General features: G+C 51.8%; 25 protein-coding genes. 9 read left to right on the top strand and 16 right to left on the bottom strand.

What is annotated here, in order from left to right:
* Positions 1–3: 3 nt before the first annotated feature.
* The 6 genes from AB1598_00850 to AB1598_00825 are packed head-to-tail and all read left to right on the top strand — an operon-like array spanning position 4 to position 3805.
* Positions 4–1305, top strand: a complete 1302-nt coding sequence (locus AB1598_00850) for a hypothetical protein (protein MEW6143544.1) — start codon at positions 4–6, stop codon at positions 1303–1305.
* Entirely contained in the window at positions 1305–1925 is a 621-nt protein-coding gene (locus AB1598_00845) for a hypothetical protein (protein MEW6143543.1), read from the top strand. The genes AB1598_00850 and AB1598_00845 overlap by 1 nt, the downstream gene beginning before the upstream one ends.
* Positions 1915–2496 carry a hypothetical protein gene (locus AB1598_00840; GenBank protein MEW6143542.1) on the top strand — a complete coding sequence of 194 codons (582 nt, stop codon included), beginning with the start codon at positions 1915–1917 and terminating at the stop codon, positions 2494–2496. Before AB1598_00845 ends, AB1598_00840 begins: the two co-directional genes overlap by 11 nt.
* Positions 2463–2939 (top strand): c-type cytochrome, encoded by a 477-nt coding sequence (locus AB1598_00835; GenBank protein ID MEW6143541.1) that lies wholly within the window; start codon positions 2463–2465, stop codon positions 2937–2939. The genes AB1598_00840 and AB1598_00835 overlap by 34 nt, the downstream gene beginning before the upstream one ends.
* A gap of 21 nt (positions 2940–2960) precedes the next feature.
* Positions 2961–3599 (top strand): NapC/NirT family cytochrome c, encoded by a 639-nt coding sequence (locus AB1598_00830; protein ID MEW6143540.1) that lies wholly within the window; start codon positions 2961–2963, stop codon positions 3597–3599.
* Positions 3584–3805, top strand: coding sequence for a hypothetical protein (locus AB1598_00825; protein ID MEW6143539.1), 222 nt, complete (start codon positions 3584–3586; stop codon positions 3803–3805). Before AB1598_00830 ends, AB1598_00825 begins: the two co-directional genes overlap by 16 nt.
* Before the next feature lie 2 nt (positions 3806–3807).
* Here AB1598_00825 and AB1598_00820 read toward each other — a convergent pair whose 3' ends face one another.
* Positions 3808–4230, bottom strand: coding sequence for a CBS domain-containing protein (locus AB1598_00820; protein MEW6143538.1), 423 nt, complete (start codon positions 4228–4230; stop codon positions 3808–3810).
* Positions 4231–4575: 345 nt separating this feature from the next.
* On the opposite strand from AB1598_00820, the gene AB1598_00815 reads away from it, so the two are divergent.
* Both AB1598_00815 and bioB read left to right on the top strand, forming a co-directional pair.
* Positions 4576–5346, top strand: a complete 771-nt coding sequence (locus AB1598_00815; GenBank protein MEW6143537.1) for a hypothetical protein — start codon at positions 4576–4578, stop codon at positions 5344–5346.
* 255 nt (positions 5347–5601) lie between these two features.
* Positions 5602–6588 carry a biotin synthase BioB gene (gene bioB, locus AB1598_00810; protein MEW6143536.1) on the top strand — a complete coding sequence of 329 codons (987 nt, stop codon included), beginning with the start codon at positions 5602–5604 and terminating at the stop codon, positions 6586–6588.
* A 25-nt stretch (positions 6589–6613) separates the two neighbouring features.
* On the opposite strand, the gene AB1598_00805 is transcribed toward bioB, so the two are convergent.
* From AB1598_00805 to AB1598_00785, 5 genes are all read right to left on the bottom strand, one after another.
* A complete protein-coding gene (locus tag AB1598_00805; protein MEW6143535.1) occupies positions 6614–7060 on the bottom strand; it encodes a pyridoxamine 5'-phosphate oxidase family protein in 447 nt (148 codons plus the stop codon).
* A 250-nt stretch (positions 7061–7310) separates the two neighbouring features.
* Entirely contained in the window at positions 7311–7586 is a 276-nt protein-coding gene (locus tag AB1598_00800) for a 4Fe-4S binding protein (protein ID MEW6143534.1), read from the bottom strand.
* A 224-nt stretch (positions 7587–7810) separates the two neighbouring features.
* Positions 7811–8509: a Crp/Fnr family transcriptional regulator gene (locus tag AB1598_00795; protein ID MEW6143533.1), complete on the bottom strand. Its 699-nt coding sequence runs from the start codon at positions 8507–8509 to the stop codon at positions 7811–7813.
* Entirely contained in the window at positions 8493–9632 is a 1140-nt protein-coding gene (locus tag AB1598_00790) for a TIGR04053 family radical SAM/SPASM domain-containing protein (GenBank protein ID MEW6143532.1), read from the bottom strand. Before AB1598_00790 ends, AB1598_00795 begins: the two co-directional genes overlap by 17 nt.
* A 54-nt stretch (positions 9633–9686) precedes the next feature.
* Complete coding sequence (locus AB1598_00785; GenBank protein ID MEW6143531.1) at positions 9687–10880, bottom strand: TIGR04053 family radical SAM/SPASM domain-containing protein; 1194 nt, start codon at positions 10878–10880, stop codon at positions 9687–9689.
* A gap of 339 nt (positions 10881–11219) precedes the next feature.
* Between AB1598_00785 and AB1598_00780 the strand changes: the two genes are divergently transcribed.
* Entirely contained in the window at positions 11220–11432 is a 213-nt protein-coding gene (locus AB1598_00780) for a hypothetical protein (protein MEW6143530.1), read from the top strand.
* Positions 11433–11454: 22 nt separating this feature from the next.
* On the opposite strand, the gene AB1598_00775 is transcribed toward AB1598_00780, so the two are convergent.
* The 10 genes from AB1598_00775 to AB1598_00730 all read right to left on the bottom strand — a co-directional run bounded on the left by AB1598_00775 (position 11455) and on the right by AB1598_00730 (position 21670).
* Positions 11455–12075, bottom strand: coding sequence for a VTT domain-containing protein (locus tag AB1598_00775; GenBank protein ID MEW6143529.1), 621 nt, complete (start codon positions 12073–12075; stop codon positions 11455–11457).
* A 212-nt stretch (positions 12076–12287) separates the two neighbouring features.
* Positions 12288–12719: an SLOG family protein gene (locus tag AB1598_00770; protein MEW6143528.1), complete on the bottom strand. Its 432-nt coding sequence runs from the start codon at positions 12717–12719 to the stop codon at positions 12288–12290.
* Positions 12720–13631: 912 nt separating this feature from the next.
* Positions 13632–14759: an ABC transporter permease gene (locus AB1598_00765; GenBank protein MEW6143527.1), complete on the bottom strand. Its 1128-nt coding sequence runs from the start codon at positions 14757–14759 to the stop codon at positions 13632–13634.
* Positions 14759–15883: an ABC transporter permease gene (locus AB1598_00760; GenBank protein ID MEW6143526.1), complete on the bottom strand. Its 1125-nt coding sequence runs from the start codon at positions 15881–15883 to the stop codon at positions 14759–14761. The genes AB1598_00765 and AB1598_00760 overlap by 1 nt, the downstream gene beginning before the upstream one ends.
* Positions 15858–17372, bottom strand: coding sequence for an ATP-binding cassette domain-containing protein (locus tag AB1598_00755; GenBank protein ID MEW6143525.1), 1515 nt, complete (start codon positions 17370–17372; stop codon positions 15858–15860). The genes AB1598_00760 and AB1598_00755 overlap by 26 nt, the downstream gene beginning before the upstream one ends.
* Positions 17353–18369: an efflux RND transporter periplasmic adaptor subunit gene (locus tag AB1598_00750; GenBank protein ID MEW6143524.1), complete on the bottom strand. Its 1017-nt coding sequence runs from the start codon at positions 18367–18369 to the stop codon at positions 17353–17355. Before AB1598_00750 ends, AB1598_00755 begins: the two co-directional genes overlap by 20 nt.
* Before the next feature lie 18 nt (positions 18370–18387).
* Complete coding sequence (glgP, locus tag AB1598_00745; GenBank protein ID MEW6143523.1) at positions 18388–20133, bottom strand: alpha-glucan family phosphorylase; 1746 nt, start codon at positions 20131–20133, stop codon at positions 18388–18390.
* Between the two features lie 227 nt (positions 20134–20360).
* A complete protein-coding gene (locus tag AB1598_00740) occupies positions 20361–21017 on the bottom strand; it encodes an isoprenylcysteine carboxylmethyltransferase family protein (GenBank protein MEW6143522.1) in 657 nt (218 codons plus the stop codon).
* Entirely contained in the window at positions 21014–21280 is a 267-nt protein-coding gene (locus AB1598_00735; GenBank protein ID MEW6143521.1) for a DUF2933 domain-containing protein, read from the bottom strand. Before AB1598_00735 ends, AB1598_00740 begins: the two co-directional genes overlap by 4 nt.
* A gap of 12 nt (positions 21281–21292) precedes the next feature.
* Entirely contained in the window at positions 21293–21670 is a 378-nt protein-coding gene (locus tag AB1598_00730; GenBank protein MEW6143520.1) for a cupredoxin domain-containing protein, read from the bottom strand.

Below are 21670 nucleotides of genomic sequence, written 5' to 3'. Positions count from 1 at the left end.
CTAATGGCGAACAAGATTTTATGTGCCGCAACATTGCTCTTGATCACGGCGTCAGGGGGAGTCGCGGCCTTCGGGCAGACGGAGATTATACGTCCGAGGAGCCTCGGCCTCTACGGAAACGCCTTTATGCTTTTCCAGGCCCCCACACCGCTGCTTAACGCCGACGGGGACAAAAAATACGTCTATCCCTTCTACCAGTACCTCGACCTGAGCGCGAATTCTCCCGGGCACAACGTTTACTTCAACACCTTCCTCAGAGGGAGAGAGATATTCAACGGCGACCAGGAATCGCTCGACGTCTACAACGCTTTCGTCAATATATCGAACACGCCCGGCACGTACGAGGTGAGGCTCGGCAGGCAGGCGGTGACCGAAGGGGTGAACTACATACTGATGGACGGCGCGCTCGTCAGGGTGAAGCCTCTCAAGGGGCTTGAAATAACGGCTTACGGAGGCTACCAGGAAAACGACCTCCAGCCCGAGCCCGAGAGGCCGGGCGACAGCTTCGGCCTGTTCGGAATCAAGCTCAAAACGGACGCGATACTCGGTTCCATAATATCCGTAGGCTACGAGCTCTACGCGCCTGACGATTTCTCGTCGAGGCAGTTCATAAACGTCGCCTTCAACAGGGCGGTGCCGTTTACCGATTACGCGGACATTTACGGACTCGCCGAGATAGACATAGGCGAAGGGAATCTAGGTCTTCTCACGACAGGGGTCGGGATCACGGTGCTGAGGTCGCTTTACCTGAACCTCGAATACGACAACTACAATCTGGACCAGGACAGGGACGAGTACAGGCTCGACCCGATATTCGACATTTTCTCCGTAGGGAGGCTACAGCAGGCGAGAGTAGGCGTCACGTTCGTTCCGGTTTCCTACCTGGAAATCAACGGCAGCTATGCTTATTCCAATTACGATCCCGGTGACGACAATAACACGAACGGGAACATAGCGAAGCTCGGCTTCATGTTCGACTTCTGGAAGGACATAGGTCTCCGTGCCTTTCAGGGGTTCTACTATATCGACGGGAGCGGGAACACCGACTATGCAGTAGGACTCAACACGAGCCTCTACGAGCAGGTGATGAGCGGATGGCAGCTCCAGTTCGCATTCGCCTACGCTTATTATGACAAGATCACGAACCAGAGCGGCAACGCATTCAGCTACATCGTCGGGAGCGACTACGTGCTCCTGAAGGACCTGGTGCTGAGAACCGCCGTAGAGTTCAATACCAACCCTGATTTTAACGAAGATTTCAGGGTCGATTTGGGACTGAGTTATTTCTTCTCGACGAGCATGTGATGAATAGAGCGATATTGATACTGACAGCTGCTGTGTTCGCGCTCATAGGGTGCGGCGCCCAGAACAAGGAGGAGAACGCGTCGAGCGCGAAACCCAAAGTACCGCTCGACGTGAGCATGAACTACTCCCACGAGACTCATAAGAAGGTGATGGAGAAGGAGGGGTTCGACTGCTTCGTCTGCCACCCGATGAACGTTGAAGCGAAAGACGAAAAGAGCATCGAAGAGGCAATTAAGCTTTCCAAGCAGTCCTTCTTCCCGGGAAAGGAGACCTGTCATTTCTGTCATTTCAATCCCGAGGCCGGAAACGTAGCTCCGGGCGAGTGCAGCCTCTGCCATTTCAATATGGCCGAGATCGAGCCAAAGAACCACAACTTCAACTGGATGGAAAAACACGCCGTATTCTCCAAGGCAGACGAGGAATCGTGCGAGACTTGCCATTCGCCCAGGTTCTGCGAGGACTGCCACAAGCGGAGAGATCTCCCCACGATCATGGTCCACGACAGGAATTTCAGGTTCATCCACGGTATCGAGGCGCGGGCCAATCCGAGGGAGTGCGGGAACTGTCACGAGGTTACGTTCTGCAACACATGTCACACGCAGGGGGGTTATGATTACTAGATTTATTCTCATAGCCGTTTTCTTACTGCTCATTCCGACCCTCCTCATCTCCCAGGAAAAAGAGGGTGAGGAAGAGGAAGAGAACCCTCATACCGGGATGGTGGACGATGAGTTCGTATGCCTCGACTGCCACACGGAGGTCCCGAAGGAGGGGATGAAGAGCCCGACGTATTTCCTCGTGGACGCTCCTTCGGAGAACTGCCTCGGATGCCACGATGAAACTGCGCACCCGGGCTCGAAAGAGCACGAGGGGATGGACTCTAAACCGTTACCCGGGGACGAGAACGGGAAGATCGCCTGCTTCACCTGTCACGACCCGCACCCGGAGGGCGTGATAGAGGGCAGGAAGGTCTACGGCGCCGATTATAACCAGAGGAGTCTGGATTTCCTCAGAATCGTCACCGCCCCCGAGCTCAGCGAAGAGCTGGGTATGGAAATAAAGCTCGACCCCGAAAAGGAAGTCTATCTGCGAGAGCCCATGAACAAGATCTGCAGCACGTGTCACGAAACCATAAAATTCAAGGGGGTCTACACACCATGGTTCAAGTTCACGGATATGTTTACGTATTAGCGCTGATACTTATGATGCCGGCTGCGGCGTTCGCCCAAGACGGGAGCGTTCAGCAGAAGGGTATCGCTGTATTCGTCGAGAAACGGTGCTACACCTGCCATACGGTAAAGGCCGAGGCGGCCCAGGTCGAGGCGGCGAAGGAGGCTTTCGCCAAATCCAAAGGGGTCGAGCTCAAGGAGAGCGAGGAAGACAAGGAAGAGTCCAAGGGCGGAGACCTTTCGAACGTCGGCGCGGACAGGGACGGGAAATGGCTGACCGAGTTCCTGAAGAACCCCAAGGACTATTTCAATGACACCCCCGACTGCAAGAAGCTCGCGAAGAAGAAGGAGAGGAAGAAGTTCAAGGGTACGGACGCGGAGTTTCAGGACCTTCTCGCCTGGCTCGAGACGCTTAAATACGGGAACATGCAGGAGGCGGGCTTCGAGTCCTGCCTCAAGGAATAACGGCGCGGAGCGTACAGAAACATGAACCCTTTTGAAGAAAGCGTGAATTCTGCAGCGGGCGGAGGGCTGTCCCTCATCGCCTGGGTCGTGCTTGCGATATCACTCCTGTGCATAGTCCTTATAGTATCTATACTGAGGCGGGACGAGGACAGGATATCCGATCCCTTCGTGAAATGGGCGCTCCTCGTAGTCTTCTTCGTCATTTCCCCCATCGCATATCTCCTCAATTTCAGCGTGGCTATAGAGGATTCGAAAAAGGTCGAGTTCTGCAATTCATGTCATATAATGCACGGATATGTGATGGGGCTGAAAGACCCGGACAGCGAGGACCTTTCCTCCGTACACTACCAGTACCGGTGGATCGCAGACGACCAGTGCTTCACGTGCCACTCCGACTACGGCCTGTTCGGCAATATGAAGGCGAAGATGACGGGCATCCGACACGTGTGGGCCTATTACACCGGATACGAGACGCCTGTAGAGCTTTACGGGACATACGACAACGGGATATGCCTCCGCTGTCATGCTCCAGTTAACTCGTATCAGGAGATTGAAGAGCACGAGGAGAATGCGGATGATATACTCTCCAGCAAGATGTCCTGCATCGGCGTCGACTGCCACGTAAAACCCCACCCTGAGGAGGCATGGAAAGAGCATTGAGCACTAAAGGCTGGATAAGGAAAGTGGTCGTAACAGCGGGTCTGCTTAACGTCTTGGCCCTCCTTACGATCGTCCTCTCCCTCGTCAAGTTCACCCCTCTGACGCTCATAATTGCAATATCCGTCGGGGGGATACTTATGGGGGCGGCTATATTACTTTATATAGCTGTGGTAATAACAGACCTCAGACAACGGGGCGTTCTCTAGCGCTATTCGATATTCTTGTAGAGGAACCTCATCAGGTCTGTCGTAGTTATGATACCGGTGAGATCGCCTTTAGCGTTAACGACCAGAATCGAGTGGAGCGAGCTGTCAGATAGTATCTTCGCCACGTCCTTCAGTGTCGATTCCTCTTCGAATATGACGAGCTTGTCTGTCATGACGTCCTTTATGTTATACGTGTGGTCAAGCAGCGTGTCGAGCATCCTCGTGTCCGTCGAGTCGAAGTCAAATATCAGCTTGAAGATGTCCTGGGTCGAGATGATGCCCACGGGTCTCTTACCCTTGAGTACGGGCACATGGTGTACGGGGTTTTCCCTGAATATCCTCGCCACGGCGCTCAGGTTCTCGCTGTCGTGAACGGAAAGAACGTCCGACGTCATTATTTCCTTTACCTTAATATTCTCGATCATGCCACACCCCTCACATTCGTTATATTTCGCTATGGATTATACACATCAGGCTGCGACGGTAAATAAATCCCCGGCAAAATAAATACATATCATTAAAATTATCCCGTCCGCCTGATTACCTCGCCGCAGTTAAACATATCACGATTTCGTCATATCGCACAATTTGCAGATTTACCGAAATTCCACGGCTGTTTTCATTCCCTTGGGATTTGACTTGTATTAAACTTAAAACGAAGTCGTCACCGGAAGAGGGCTGCTGCGGGAATTAATGACGGCATCATCGTCACAATCGAATCGAAAGAAATAATCGACTTCGAATAAAATGATACAAGAGGGTGTAAGAAAATGAGGGCAGAGGGCACTTTCTACATTCTTTTCATGATACTTATTTCAATACTTTTATCCTTCAAGTCCGTCGCGTCTGAAACCACGGATGAAGAAATAAAACTCGTCAAGGAAAAGATAGAACAGCTGAACCGGAGGCTGCGCGAGCTCGAGGCGGAGAAAAGCGGTGAGGAGAAGGAGGGAGGGGCACAAAAGAGCGAGTCCTCAATCCCGGACCCCGTCACATTTCTAAGCTCATCCGGCGCCGGTATAAAAAAAACGAGCGAACCAAATCCCCCCAAGACTCTATTCACCGGCAGCGGGTCCGTGAATTTAGCCGACAGCGACGACCCTCGTAAATTCAATGCCCTCTTTTCGCCCATGTTCCATCGTCAGCTGGCAAACAACCTGCATTTCGTCCTCAAGCCCGAATTCATGCTCGAAGAGGACAAGATCGACGTAGGTCTCGGGGTCGGAGAAGTGGATCTTTTTCTCAATGATTATCTGACGATCCGCGGCGGGAAGCTGCTGTCCCCTTTCACCGTACTATCAGAAAACACCTTCTCTTCCTGGGTTCAAAACACGCAGTATATTCCTACCCTCTACCCGCGCACCGAGGACAGGCCCTCCCGGGACATATTATCCGACCTGAGGAATATAGGGGTGGGGGTCAGCGGAGGTATTCCGCTTAAATTTTTCGAAGACGCGAGCATAGATTACGGCATCTCCTTCGTAAACGGTGAAAGCGGACCGGGCGTAATGAACTTCATTTTTTCTATCTCGCAGAAGTAACAATAAGACTCTCCGGAATCAAGATAAGACTCGGAATCCGGGAAAATGCCCGGGAAAGGGTACCGCTCGACACTGGCAACATATAGCCGCGTTCCGGGAAAGCAATCCTCATACGCACGGCAGCCGTTGTCACTAAAATTATCCTGCCGGAGATGTTGAGATACGGGACAGTCACATTATCATTCCCGTGTGAAGGCGAGCCGTTAACGCCCGATAGCTCCGTGATGCGAATTGCATGAGAGGGGAGAGACAGATATGGACGACAATATAATCGATCGTGTGAGAGAAAAGACGGAGAGCGGAAGACACATAACACCTGACGAGGCGACGGAGCTCGCCGTTTGCGGAATCAACCGGCTCCCGGAGATAATGGTCCTTTCGAATTCGGTAACTTCGAGGCGCCACGAGCGGGGGGTGTATCTATGCGGCATAACGAGCGCCAGGACAGGGGCTTGCCCTGAAGACTGCAGCTTCTGCGCGCAGTCCGTTTACAGCGAGCGCCCCGTGGAGCCCCGTACGCGCATCGAGCCCCGGAATATACTTGAGTCGGCGAAGAGGGCGGAAGCCGGAGGGTCATCTGAATTCTGCATCGTGATGAGCGGGAGAGGGCCTAATGGAAGGACCCTGGAAAAGGTGCTCGAATCCGTACGCCTCGTCAGAACGCACACGGGTCTCAGTGTCGGCTGCTCCCTCGGAATATTGACTGATGAGCAGGCGAGGCTTCTCGCAGAGGCCGGAGTGAGCCGTTATAACCATAACCTCGAGACATCGAGAGACTATTACCCGAGGGTCTGCACCACGCACGGATACGACGACCGCATCTATACGGCCCGCCTCGTGAAGAAAAACGGGATGAGACTTTGCTCAGGCGGGATACTCGGGCTCGGAGAGAGCGCCCTCGACAGGATAAGCCTTGCTTTCGAACTTAGAGACCTCGCGCCAGAAGTGGTGCCGCTCAATTTCCTTAACCCCAGGCCGGGCACGAGGCTCGGTGGAATGCACGAACTCCATCCGCTCGAAGCGTTGAGATATATATCGATATTCAGGCTCATTCTCCCCGAGTGCATTCTCCTCTGCGCAGGAGGCAGGGAAGCGGTACTCGGGGAATATCAGCCCTGGGCTTTTTTCGCGGGCGCAAACGCCATCATCTCGGGCGACTATCTCACCACGAAGGGAAGCCCGCCCGGAGAGGACATGGACATGTTGCGGGACCTGGAGCTTCCCGTGCTCAGGTACTCGTGAAGCCCGGACGTTTATACAAACGGCGTCACAGATCGAGCTCGGCCCTGTATCCGAAGCGCACGGTGTTGTCTATGAGCCTCACGGTTTCAGGGACGACTTTATAAAAAGAGATACCCCCTGCTCCCCGGAATAATTCCGGGTTATCGAGGAGCCCGGCCAGGAAAGGGTATTTTTTCCCGAATATTTTTCCGGCCGCTTCCGATTCGCTTTCGGGCACCTCGTATACCTTCCCCCGTATCTGAAGCCCGCGCACCGTCTTCCAGTCGGAATGGTCCTTGCTTATCGTAACCGCGGCCCTGGGGTCGAGGGATATATTGACCGAATGAGCCGAATCGGGATTCGATAGGAAATACAACGTGAGCCCGTCGCTCGCGTAAAAGAGCGAAGCGGCATAGACCGAGCCGTCCTTGGATGTCGCGAGGCTCATCGTATTGTGTCCTTCGAGAATTCCGGCGACCGTCTCTCTCGTCACCCGCTCTTCGCGTCCGCATTGGCGAGGTAATGTCTTGTCCTTCATCTTTGTCCTTCAGGTTGTGTCTGCGTTTATATATTTTCTAAGGTGCTACCACCCACTCTGGAGAGTGGGTATAAAAACGCGTCCTTCGACAAGCTCAGGACGAACGGGTTCCGTTTCGTAGCCGGCCTGAACGCAGGAGGAAGGGTAGGATCGTATATGAGCGCAGATTCTGCGCCGCACATTATGTGCCGTGCCGGGTTCCCGCTCACAACCTCATGACCGTTTTCCACTCGCCCGCGGTATGCTCCCCCGTCATCTCTATCCACTCCATGTGAATGGCGTCGTCGGGGCAGGACTCGACGCAGTGCCCCTCGCTGCCGCAGGTATCGGCGCGGACTAGTATCGCAAAATCGTTATTCACGACCTTGAGGGATTTCGGCGTGCATACATCGACGCACCTCCCGCATCCGGTGCATTTCTCGAGATCCACGTCGGGCAGCCATTTGTAACTGCTTTTTTCCATGCCTTCATATATTCCCATTCTTGCCTCCGCTCATCTTATTGCCCCCATTCCCCGGTACGTCCGCGTGAGACTGTACGTCACCCACGTTTACAAGTTCACCGCTCCGGTTGCGCGCACTTAAAATTATCGCTCGCGCAGCAGAAGCCCGTCAAGGACAATTGACGCGGCCAAACGGAGTCATTTGTCCCATTGTTATTTCAGCGTATTACAGACGCGGGAATGGTCCGGGACTTCAAGCCACTTCAAGGAATCAGGTTTTTAAGCGCCGACTTATCCCTCACTATAGTAATGCGCCTCCCGCACTTGATGAGCTCCATTTTCTTGAGCTTGTCGAGCGCCCTCGTGAGGGTCCTCCTCGACATACCCGCCATTTCCGCCATCTCCTCCTGGCTCACGCCGAGTCTTATCGCTATCCCTTCGGGCGAAGTCTCGCCGTACTCCTCGCAGAGTCTCAAAAGGAGTGATGCGAGGCGCTCTTCGGGCCCGGCGAGGGCCGCATTCCTTAAGTCAGCGTACGCCCTCGAAAGCTCTTCTCCGAGAGACTCGGCGAGTCTGAGACATACGCCGCCGTTTTTCCTCAGCAGCCCCAGGAACTGCTCCTGGTCCATGAAGCCGATCTCCGATTCCCGGACGGTGCGCGCCGTGAAATCGTGCGGCTCGCCCGACATTACCTCTCTTACGCCTATAACGCTCCCGGCCGAAGGATAACCCGCAACGATACCCCTGCCGTCGGGCGAATGAGCGGACAGCTTCACGCGTCCCGAGCAGATACAGTAAATTCCGCGGGGCTTCTCACCCTTGAGAAAAACGACGACCCCTTCGGGATAAACAGATTTCTGGAGCATGTTCTCGAGCCCGAGGGCGCTTTCATTATCGAGCCCCGAAAAAATGGTGTCGGCCCTGAGCACGCACGTGCTGCAGCTTTTAAATTTCCGCCGCACGGGCAGACTCCTCCCCGGGTTCTTTCATATCGAAACCCTTAGGCACGTAAACGCAGCAGGGCTCGGACTCCATATAGTCGCCCGTGAGGGCATAAGCCCGCGCCCTCGAGCCTCCGCAGATGTTCCTGAACTCGCACGCGCCGCACTTGCCCTTGAGCCTCCCGTAATCCCTTATCTCCCTGAAAAGGGGCGAGCTCCTGTAAATATCCACTATGCTTTCGTTCTTCACGTTCCCGGCGGATAAAGGCAGGAACCCGCTCGGATACACCTCGCCAGTGTGCGAGACGAACACGAAGCCCTTGCCGTCGTTTATCCCGCGTGGCGCCCTGCCTATCGCGTCACGTTTCCTTTCGGCCGAGGCGTCGAGCGGACATTCGCCGGCCCTCCTTTCCCTCACCCTCGCCTGAGCCGCATACCTTCTGTAATGAGGGGCCTCGGTCGATTTGATGTCGTAAGGGACAGTCTTCGAAAGTTCGTACATCTTGGCAAAGACCTCTTCGTATTCCTCCGCGTTCACGCCGTCCGACGCCCTCCCCCTCCCCGTCGGGACGAGGAAGAACACGCTCCAGAGGACAGGGCTGAATCCTCCGATGAGATTCGCTATGTTCTCGAAGTCGTCAAGGTTGTACCTGGTCACCGTAGTATTGACCTGAATCGGTATGCCCTCGAGGACGCATAGAGAGAGTATCTCGACCGTCCTCGCAAAGCTCCCCTCGACGCCCCTGAACGAGTCGTGTATGCAGGGCTCCGAGCCGTCGAGGCTAACAGCGAGCCTCGAAATGCCGGCCTGCCTGAGCTTGCGGACGGATTCGTCCGTAAGTAGCGGGGTCACGCTCGGGGACACGGTCGTCCGCAGTCCCTTCTTTACGCTGTACGAGATAAGGTCGTATATGTCGTCCCTTTTCAAAGGGTCGCCGCCCGTGAGCACGAGCAGCGGCGATCCGAACCCGGATATGTCGTCTATGAGGTTCCGTCCCTGGTACGTAGTGAGCTCGCGCGGGTCCCGGCATCTGCGCGCGTCGGCCCTGCAGTGTAGGCAGACGAGGTCGCACGACTGTGTCACCTCCCATATAACTATGAAGGGGGAAAGGTCGAAGTTTATATCAGGTCTTTCAGCAGCCATTGTTATACCCCGTCACCGCGAATCGGAAAACACGGATGCGCCCACGGACCCGCTTCACGCACCGGCATGCCGGACGCCCGCTCCTTCGCGGGCCCTCCGCCTGTAGGTTTCGGGCACGAAGGCGCAGCAGGGCTCGGACTCCATGTAGTCGCCCGTGAGGGCATAAGCCCGCGCCCTCGAGCCTCCGCAGATGTTCCTGAACTCGCACGCGCCGCACTTGCCCTTGAGCCTCCCGTAATCCCTTATCTCCCTGAAAAGGGGCGAGCTCCTGTAAATATCCACTATGCTTTCGTTCTTCACGTTCCCGGCGGATAAAGGCAGGAACCCGCTCGGATACACCTCGCCAGTGTGCGAGACGAACACGAAGCCGTTTCCCGAATTGACGCCCTTCGGGGCAAGACCTATGCTCCCGCCGGGCCCGAAATCACGCGTCATGCGATCGGGCAGATCCGCCGGAAAGGGGCTCCCGCCGGGGGCCCTCCCCTCCGCCTCCCGCTCCATAACGTACCGCCTGTAATGCTGGGCCTCCGTGATCTTGACAATGAAATCGACCTCTTTTGAAAACCTGTAAAGCTTCTCGAACAACCTTTCGTACTGGCGGGACTTCATTTGTTTAAGGAGCCGCCCCCTGCCCATGGGCACGAGGAAGAACACCTCCCAGAATACGACACCCAGGTCCCTTACGAGCGCGGCGATTTCGTCGAAGCAGTCGATATTATGGGCGCCCAGAGTCGTGTTGACCTGGAGCGGAATGCCCTCCGAATGAGCGTAATCCGCTCCCTTCATCGTGAGATCGAAGGCACCCGGAACCCCTCTGAAAGAGTCGTGGGTCTCCCTGTCGTGCCCGTCCAGGCTGAACGCTATCTGAGATAGTCCCGCCTCCTTGAGCTTCGCGACAAGCCCTTCTGTCAGGCTGGTGGTAGCCGCGGGGATGGTCGCCATACGCAGTCCCTTCCGGGCCCCGTACGCGATCAGGTCGAAAATATCTTCTCTTTTTACAGGGTCTCCGCCGCTGAGGACGAAGATATTCGTACCCATGGAGCGGACTTTATCGATGAGGTCGAACCCCTCCTCCGTCGAAAGCTCAAGCGGGCTCCTCAGATTGATCGCCGCGGCCCTGCAGTGGCGGCAGGCGAGGTCGCATGCCTGCGTAACCTCCCAGATCACCACGAACGGGGTCATGGAAAAATCCATATCATATATGTCTTTCATGGACGTCTCCATCTTGAAATAGAGTGCAAATCCCATGCCAGAAGGGCGAGCCGCCGGGGGCTCCGGGCGAATATGCGGATATTTCAGGGGCATACGCGGAGGAGACGGAACCCGACAGGGCATGACCGCCGGATCGCGGCCTCGGCGAGCCCGGCTGACACCCCGTAATTCGTAAGACTTTCTGACACCTTACACCGCTCCCCTGCGCTCTCATACGGCAAATAATAGAGAATACGCTGGCACCCTTATTGCCTTTTCTTTATCGGGATCGGGCGGAACCCGGCGGAGTCATGAACGGGCGGGAACGATAATCAGAAATCCGGCAAAGGCGGCGATGCTGGGGGGAAGCCATGACCGCGAGGAGGGAGAACCGGAATGAAGGTGGCGAGCCCCGCAGGGGAGCTTGACGTCATAATCAAGGGGACTAAGGTAGAGGGCGGGAGCGTCGTCGTCGACACGGGCGTGGGGCTCTGGGACGTAAAGGTCTATCTCGGCCCCGAAGACTTTAAGTTCATTATCTCGATGCTATTAAGGCCGGACATCCTGGGCCTTCTGTTGAAGCGGCTCTTTTCGGGCGCGAGAAAATAGAATGCGGGTTTCGCGGCCGAGGTCACTGCTGCTGCTTTTTGGCGAGGACGGTCCTGAGATAAGCGATGATCCCCGGAAGCATCGATATGATTATGATCATAAGCACAATCGGGAAGAGGTACCTGTCGACGCCCGGTATAGTGGAGCCGAGATAATAGCCGAGGGTCGTCAGGCCGATCGCCCAGAGCGCGCCGCCTACGAGGTTGTACAAGATGAACACCCTGTAGTTCATCCTGCCTACCCCGGCGAGTATAGGGGCGAACGTCCTTATGATCGGCATGAAGCGGGCGAGGATTATGGTCTTCCCACCGTGGGCGTCGTAGAAGCGGGCCGCCCGCTCGAGGTGCTTCTTGTGGAAGAAGAACGAGTCCTCCTTCTTGAATATCGCGGGCCCCACCCTGCGCCCGAACGCGTAGCCGAAGTTATCCCCCAGCACAGCGCTTACGAAGCATATAGCAATGAGCAGTGTCAGGTCGAGGTGTCCCTGGGACGCGAGGAACCCCGCCGTGAAGAGGAGCGAGTCCCCCGGGAGGAATATGCCCAGTAAGACGCCGCATTCGGCGAATATTATGATGAATATGCCTATGTATCCGGCCCACTTGATCAGGGCCACGAGGTCGATTTCGAGAAACGGTATATGCATGGTCGATATTGGGCAGGCGCGGGATAACGGTTCTGAGCGTGCGCAAGAACCGGACGCCCTTACCTTAAGATCACTCCATCCTATTAACTTCCGGCATATAAATACCGGAGAAGGAGTGTACCACAGGAAAACGGTTGTAACTACCTGAAAGAAAAGAAGGGGTTGGCACGGCAGCCGACGCTGAATTCGGACAAAGCGAGCGCCCCTCCTCCTTATAACAAACCGCACTTATAGTGTCCTATGGGGGTACCGTCCGTGTTATACGTCGTAATAGCCTTATAATCCAACGGCCTGATCTCGATGCCCTTTTCCCGGGCCCTCGTCAGCATATCGGTGACAATCTTGCTTTCCTTGAATGAATGGGCGAAACCCACGACCAGGTCGGGTTTATGATAGACGAGGATGAGCTCGTTTCTGCGGAAATAGGAGTCCTCCCCACGGCGCCTTACGGCTTCCTGCAAAATCGTGTCGACGCCGATCTCGCGGCAATACTCCTGCGCGACGGTCTCGGGGCCGGGCTCGCCTCCGTGAATGATAAGGAGCTTCTTGCCGGACTTCAGCGATTCCCGGCGGAGCCGGACTATCTCGTCCTTAACTATTTCGGCGCGTGTCCACTGCGGAGACCCGCAGATTACCACTTTCACTCACTGCCTCCGTCACCCCCACAGAGACGTGTGAGATACATCGAAATACGTCTATAGAATATCTCACAATGATAATGAAAGGAAGGTAAAGGGGGGCAGCAGTAAGGCAATGTGTGCTCATATTTGTCCCTTTTACAAAGGCGGATGTGTCGGATATGCCGGATGGTTAATCCGTCATTGCGAGGAGCGAAGAGGCTCGGCTCGAGCTTTGTAAGGACTTGGGGGAGCTGAGAACTTAGAAAGACACTATGCTTGATACAGGTGCCTCAGGAGAATTCATAACCCGACCTATGACCCGATTTAACTGAGAATATTGGCGGGCCCGGAGGGAACGATTGCGAGCAACGATTTCGAACTAGTGAGAAATCGGTCTAATTTGGGCGAGTCCTTTAATCGAAGTGATGAGGAGTCTAAATCCAAAATAGGAGGAATCGGTCGCTGTCGGAAAATGGCATCACCCTGTGTTTACTTCGGGAAAGTGGATCGCGCCCGGAGGGAACGGTTCCGACGAATAGGAGGAACCGGACGCCCCTGGATGAATGCAACGATGTCACTGTGTCCAGGGAAGGAGGTGCGCGCCCGGAGGGAACGGTTCCGACGAATAGGAGGAACCGGACGCCCTTGGATGAATGCAACGATGTCACTGTGTCCAGGGAAGGAGGTACGCGCCCGGAGGGATTCGAATCCCCGACCTACGGATTAGAAGTCCGATCAGAGAGAATTGTATAACTCGCTGATACCATTAAGATATTCGCAACTTGCCTTGAAAAAAAAGAATTACATCTATTCCACTTGGTCTATTGAGTATGGATGATGTCAAGAATTATGGGTGATTCTTAGAATATTCTTAGAAAGGAATATCTTAAATGGATGATTTACCTGAAAGTGGTTAAGGTGCCCTGAGAGATTGGTCTAAACGTACATTTTCTTTCCCAATCTATAGAGACTAAAAGAAAACAATATAACGCCGAAAGCAAAAAGTGAGATTAATTTGGGCCATAAAATGGTTAACCCGTTGCCTTTCAGAAAGATCCCTAGCGTGATTTCCATGTAATATCGTACAGGACTTAAATAAGATAGGTACTGGAGTGATGCAGGCATACTTTCAATAGGCACAAGAGTTCCTGATAAAAACATTAACGGGAAGAGAACAAAGAACGCTATGAGAAGAGCCTGTTGCAGGTTGCTAGATACTGTAGATATATACGCCCCAATACCCATACTCGAAAAGAGTGCTATCGCTGATGTAAAAAAGAATAAGGGGACACTTCCCCTGATGGGGACTCTGAACCAGATGGCAATTAAAAGACTGGGAATAAGAGCCAGCAGGCCTACCGTCATAGTCGGGACAACCTTTGACAGAATGATTTCGTACTTTCTTAAAGGGGTGACAATAAGCTGATCTATAGTACCTGATTCCTTCTCACGAACCATTGTAGCCGCTATATGAACTATTCCTATGAGAATTCCGGCTACCACAATCATCGAGATAGCCATGAAGTAGCGGAATTCAAGTTCCGAGTTATACCAAATCCTGATTTCCGGCTCTATGTTGGGAATATTTGTTATTGATAATCCTTTCATGCCCGCGAACTCGACAAATTCGTCAAGTGAAAAACCGTTTATTATTGATATGGCGTAATTCCTTGCAATATTTGCTGTATTCGAGTTGGTTCCGCTGAAGACGGCCTGAATATCCGCCGTTCGTCCTTCACTTATGCTTTCTGAAAAATCCTGGGGAATGATAATTCCTATGTCAGCCTCACCTTTATCTAACAAACGATTTACTTCATTCTCGTCTACGACAAAAAATGTCTTGCCAAAATACTCACTGGAGATGAATCTCTCGATGAGTATCTGACTTGTCTGACTTTTATCCTGGTCATAAACAACCATACGCAGGTTACTTACATCGAAGTCAAGTGCATAAGTGCAAAGTACAATCTCAGCGCTGTAAGTAAATAGTATTAATAGTATGAGCATCTTATCTCTTGAAAACTGAAGAAATTCCTTTTTAATTGCCGCAAGTACTCTATTCATCAGGCTATCTTCTTTTTAAATCTGAGGCTGGTTATCACAAAAAGGACCAAGGTATAAATAATCAAGGAAAGCATATTACCCCACAGATATTCTATCCCCACTCCTTTTAAAAATATGTCTCTGCTGATATCATTGAAGTATCTGGCCGGGAAGACGTAAGTATAGAGCTGAAGTATGTATGGCATACTTGTAATGGGAAAAAGGAAGCCCGAGAATAAGAATGAGGGCATAAGGGCTATAATCAGTGATAGAAGCACAGCAGCGAGCTGAGTCCTGGTTATTGTAGACACGAATAGCCCAATGCTAACTGTGGTCAAAACATATATAAGAGACATAACTATTAAGAGAGTAATGCTTCCCTCGAATGGAATTCGGAACCAGAGAGTGCCGGATGCTAATATCAAAAGCATCTCACCGAATGCTATTGCGCCATAGGGTATAATCTTTCCGAGAATAAAGAGAGACGGCTTTATCGGAGAGACATAAATCTGTTCTATTGTGCCTCTTTCCTTTTCACGCACAATCGACAAAGCAGTGAGCATGGGAGGAAAGGCCATGAGCAAGACAGCAAATAGTCCCGGCACAATGTAATTCACACTGCTCAGAGGGGGGTTGTACCATACCCTGGGAACTATTCTGACAGGTGCTTCAACTACCAGTCCCTTGCCGGTAAGGTATCTGTCTATAAGCTCTAGAGAATATTCATTCACAACGGCTGTGGCATAATTCGATATTATAAGCGCCTTAGTCGAAAAGGTTCCATCCAAGAGCATTTGGATCTTTGCATTTCTTTCGGAATGTAAGTCCATTGAAAAATCAGGGGGTATGATAACTACTATCGAGGCATTTCCTCTATCGAGTACATTATCCACTCCCTCGAAAGAAACAAGATGGTATTTTAAGTCGAAATACCCACTAGCTGTAAATGTCTCTATGAGTTTACTGCTCTCTTGGCTTCTGTCCTGATCATATACGGCCATGGAAATATGTTCTATATCCAATGAAATTGCATAACCGAATATGAATAGTAAAACCAATGGAAGAATAATCCCTGTTGCCAAAGTAACGGGGTCTCTCAGGATTTCTTTCGATTCCTTTTTAATAAGCGCCAGGAGAATTTTCATCGGCTTTTCTCACCATCTTAATAAAGATTTCTTCCATTGATTCCATACTATATAAAGACTTCAACCTAGCCGGGTTTTCTATGGTCAAAGTGCGCCCCCTGTGAAGAAAGGCCACTCTGTGGCAATTTTCCACTTCATCAAGATAGTGAGTAGTTACGAAAATACTCGTCCCCATCTCAGCCAGGCTTTTTATCATCTCCCAGAATGACTGTCTTGATACAGGATCTACTCCAGACGTTGGCTCGTCGAGGAATAATATGTCCGGGTGGTGAATGAGGGCACAGCCTAGGGCTAGTCTTTGTCTAAGGGCTCCTGAAAGATCTTTCGTAATTATGTTTTCTTTCCCCCGAAGTTCCGCCATCTCTATTAACCATCTCTTGCGTTTATAGAGCGTGTCCCGGTCGACACCGTAAATTCTTCCAAAGAAGTTTATGTTTTCCTCAACAGTGAGGTCCATATAAAGCGAAAATTTCTGAGACATATATCCGATTTTCCCTCTTACGTCTTCGGGTCTCAGGACTACGTTTTCCCCCATGATTGTTACTTCGCCGCTGGTCGGCGATATGATTCCGCAAAGAATTTTGATAGTCGTAGTCTTGCCCGAACCGTTAGGACCTACGAAGCCGAATACCTCACCCCTTTTCACCGAAAAGCTTACGCGGTTGACTGCGGTAAAACTGTCGAATTTTTTTACAAGCTCTTTGACTTCAACCAGGGTTTCTTTCCCCTCTTTTCTCAAAAAAGGAATAATTTGCTTTCCGACGGGCCTCTTAGGTATATGGGCAAAAAACAGGTCTTCCAGCCTCTCGCCCATAGTGCTCGGAACATCACAGGCTAGGATCTTTCCTTCCAATAAGAACGCGACCCGTTCGCATTTTGCCGCCTCGTCCATATAGGAAGTGGCGACGATTATGGTTTTTCCTTGGTCATGGTACTCGCGTATGATATCCCAGAGCTGCCGTCTTGAAAGAGGATCGACTCCCAGTGTCGGTTCATCCAGGATAAGGATATCGGGCTCATGTATGAGGTTGCAGCATAAGGCGAGCTTCTTCTGCATCCCGCCTGACAGAAGTTTTGTCCTTCTCTTTAGGAACGGAGAGAGGCCTGAGAATTCAAGGAGCTTCGTTTTCCTTTCGGTAAGACTTTCCTCGGGTACCTCCCGAATTTTTGCAAAAAACTCCAGATTTTCCTCGACCGTCAGGTCCCCGTACAGTGAGTATGCTTGAGACATATAACCAAGTTGTGATGTTATGACCGATGCGTCCTTTACCGTATCAAGGCCATTTACAATTACCGTACCCTGAGTCGGGTCTAGGATCGCGCATATGGACTGGAGCAGCGTGGTCTTCCCCGAGCCATCGGGGCCTACAATTCCGAACAGCTCTCCCTTTCTGATTCGGAGTTCTATGTTTTGTAATGCCTGGGTCTTTTTGAATCTACGGCCAAGGCCTTTGATTTCTATAACAGTTTCACCAGGGAGCATCTTCATCCCATTTTATCTTTACATCGACAGGCATGCCAGGCTTGAGGTAACCCTGGGGATTTTCTATCTGAACCTTGACCCCGAAGACGAGCTTTGTTCTCTCCTCTTTCACATGCACCTCTTTTGGAGTGAACTCCGCCTCTTGAGAGACTTCCGTAACCCTCCCGCCGAAAAATCTGTCCGGGAAAGAGTCGGCGTAGATTCTGGCGGGATTGCCGATTCTTATTTTTCCGATATCTATTTGCGGAATATAGACTCTGACGTATATATCGGAAAGGTCTATGATCACCGCGATGGGAGTACCCTGAACGACCAATTCACCCTGCTCTACAAGCTTATTGATGACAGTCCCGTCCGATGGTGCGTAAATTTTAGTGTCCTCGAAGGTTGCATTTATTTCCTTTAACTGGGCGACTGCCGAAGCTAATTGGCTGACAATCACTTCCTGCGACGCCTCGGCGCGTTCTATCGATGCAATCGCTTCCTCCTTAGCTTCTATCGCCGCATCGACATTTGCCTGAGCTGACTTAAACTGAGTTTCAGCCTCTTCCAGCTGCCTTCGTGAAATTATTCCCTTGTCCGCAAGTTGGGATGACCTTTCATAGTCGGAGCTTGCAAGGTTTAGCCGGGATTCGACTTCTGTTATTGTGGACTCGACTCTTTGTAGAGCGGCTTTCGCCTCATGAACGCTGTGAAAAGCCACATCCTGCTGTTTTTTGTATATTTCAACCTGGGCATTAGCCTGCTCAATCCTTGCCTGGATCTCCTCTGAAGATATCTCCGCAATTAAATCATCTTTTTTGACCTGCTGTCCTTCATTAATCGGCACTTTATCCAGTCTTCCGGGTATATTGGAGCTGATAGTGATTTCAATCCCTCTTACTTGTCCATTAGCCTCTAGAACTCCTTCGTCTACTTGATTACTGCGAAAATAAAACCATAGCGCAGCCGATACAATCAGAATAATTACAACAGCTAAAACCAAATACCGTATTTGGTACATAATCTTTTCCTAGGGCTATTATAAGATCTTATTCTTATTATTATTGAAAATTACTCTCGTTCTTTTATATGCATTCCCCAGATACTGCGACACCATGCGCTGCGTATTAAAGAATGAAGCGTTGAGTGAGATGGCCGAGCGCATAACCTGAGCGAATGCATCCGGTCTTTTGTAAAACATAGGACCTATCACGTATTCGAGCTTATCATAAAGAGAAAGAGCTTCCCGGGAGGGATCGCTTTCAGTCTCCCACCCGTCGCCTATGGACCAGCCTGTCACGCCCTCTACATGTCCCTCGATCCACCACCCGTCCAGAACACTAAGACTCGGCACGCCGTTCAGTGCGGCCTTCATGCCGCTTGTGCCGGAAGCCTCGTGTGGTTTGTGAGGTGTGTTTAACCACAAATCCACCCCCGCGCACAGATACTTTGCTAATGCCATGTCGTACTCTTCGAGATATACGACGCGCACCGTATCCGCCAAGGAAGCACCGTATCTGAAGATACTTCTGATAAGCGTCTTGCCGCCCTCGTCCTTGGGGTGCGCCTTGCCCGCATATATCACCTGTATAGGGCCGACGCGTCTTACAATCCTTTTCAAGCGGTCCGGGCCGGAGAAGAGTAAGTCCGCCCTTTTATACGGTGTGGCACGCCTGGCAAAACCTATGGTCAATGCAGTCCGATCGAAACGTTTATTTGTGCGTCTTTCTACTTCCGCTATCAACTCATGTTTTGCCTGGGCGTGTGCCTCAAGGATTTCGTCCAGAGTGATATTTATTGCATACCGGAGGTATAAATTATCATAACGCCATTCGGGTATGTGCCTGTCATAAAGGGCACAAAAATGTGAAGATGCCCATGAGCCGGCATGCACACCATTGGTGATAGAGTTCACGGGGTAATTGGGGAACATGCTCTGTGAGAGTTCTTCGTGCCGCATGGACACACCGTTTATATAATAGGAAAAAAAGAGGGACATGTAAGTCATGTTCAGTATCCCTTTGGGACAGCACCCAGCCGCCTCGAGAGCGGAAGTCCTCTCATTGCCCAATACCTTTCGAACTAATTCAATGGGAAACTGGTCATGGCCCGTGGGAACGGGCGTGTGGGTGGTGAATACACACCTCCGTCGTACGGCCTCTATGTCTTTCGGTGTAAAATTTTTGAGGCCTCGTCCCCCAGTTTCGTCTTCAAGTAACGCCAGAGCGAGGAGAGAGGCATGACCTTCGTTCTTATGATAGACATTTATATTGTCATGTCCGAGGGCACGCAGCATGGCCACACCGCCTATGCCGAGCAAAGCTTCCTGGCACAGACGGTAGCGGTTTTCTCCTCCGTAGAGGTAGTCGGTCAGAGATTGATCCCAGGGGTCGTTTTCCGGCAATGCCGTATCCAGAAAATAAACAGGCAGATCAGCCCCTTGCAAACCATTTACGAAATACCGCCAAGCATGTACCTGCACCTGCCGCCCCTCGATTGTCATTGTCACGCGAGCGGACATAGGTTCGAGAAATTTCTCGGGCGACCACTCGTAGGGACTTTCAGATTGATTGCCATGAGCATCGAGGTGCTGACGAAAGTAGCCTTTTCTATATAATAAAGTCACTCCCACCATGGATAAGCCACGATCGGCTGCGGCACGCAAGGTGTCCCCTGCCAGAACTCCCAGCCCTCCGCTATAGGTCGGCATGGCGGGGTCAAGGCCGATCTCCATAGAGAAATAAGCGACTGTGACATCATGGGTGGTTTTATTCTCAGGTTCCATTAGAAGCATTCCTCTCCTGCTACAGTAAATTAGTTCAGCTTTATCAACTCATCCATATCTTTTCATCCCCACGTCTCTCATGTCCGCCATGAGCGTATATACCATCGTCGCCAATACCCCGATTGAGTAAAATAATCCGCCAGAGATTTGAAAACCAAAATATAGATTAACACTTCGTCGTATCCATACTTAGACGAAGCATGAAAAACAAATAAAAAATGCTTTTCTTAAGTCCCTCTAACTTTCTCAGCTCTCATTAGATGAGGAATAAAAGCCGGCGTGATCGCCGCATATCGCGCGTATTCGTCTCCGAATTCCTCAAGCACTTCCCGTTCCTCTGCGTGCGCGAGCCGGACATACATATAGACCAATATCGGGAACATCACGAGCGTCAGAATCGTCGGCCACTGCAGAAGGAATCCGAACATGATGAGTATAAAGCCGTCATACTGCGGGTGGCGAACCCAGGCATAAGGTCCCGTGACTGCGAGCTTACGGCTCCGCTGTGCTTCATAGAGGACTTTCCAGGCAGCGGAGAGGAGGATGAATCCTGCGATAATGAGTATATCGCTTAATATATGAATGGGGTTCAGATGCGGGTCGCCTTTCCATCCGAGGAGTGTCTCCCAGAGGTGCCCGGTATCGTGAGAGAATAGATCGAGCTCCGGATAGCGGCTGCCGAGCCAGCCAGAGATCAGGTAAATCGTCAGCGGGAATCCGTACATTTCGACGAACAGTGCGACGATGAATGCAGAGAAGGCGCCGAACGACCGCCAGTCGCGGCGTGTGCGCGGACGAGTGAAACTGAACGCAAAAATAATGAATACAAGAGAGTTGATTATTACCAGGAACCAGAGTCCGTATGCGGGTGCAGAGTCGTTCATTGGTCACCTCCGGAATCGTGCTTGCGCCCACCGTTATGGCCTGCATGTCCTCCGTCGCCACCGCCGTGTCCCCCGTGCTTTCCGTGCATAAGAAAATGCAGTATCGGGCAAAGCAGTAATAATATGAATGGCAGTACGCCGAGTGCATGCGCCCTGTGTTCAGTAACTAGGAAGAAGATGGCAATGATGAGGAATCCGCATAGCACAAGAAACGCGGGCGACCTGAGCCAACTCCGTGTCTGCGATTGTTGTTTGGTATCCATATTTTATACCTCCTATTCCACTATTAGTTTTCCGCGAAACATACCCATCTGGCAGCTAAACTCGTATTCACCCGGTTTGTCAGGCATAAGCTCGATAGACACTGTTTCGCCGGTAGGCAGTTTCGCATTTTTGTTGAAATCCGGAAATATAACCATTTCGGAGCATGACGCAGTCTCTTCCCGACGAAAATTCAAACGTAAAGGCTTGCCTTGCTCTACCACAATCACGTCAGGGGTGTAGCCCCCCTTCACAAGCACCATGACCTCTTGATATCCCGAGGAAGTTACTCCCGCTTTAACGCCCTTCCGTTTACCCATCCAGAAGAACCATACGATGAAAGCGATAACCCCTAGTCCGCCAAGTGTTACGTAGATTTTGTCCGGCGCCAT

Source organism: Thermodesulfobacteriota bacterium, from assembly GCA_040754335.1.
GTDB lineage: Bacteria > Desulfobacterota_D > UBA1144 > Nemesobacterales > UBA2774 > 2-12-FULL-53-21.
The sequence above is the reverse complement of the archived record's forward strand: the minus strand, read 5'-3'. Positions and strand labels throughout refer to the sequence as shown.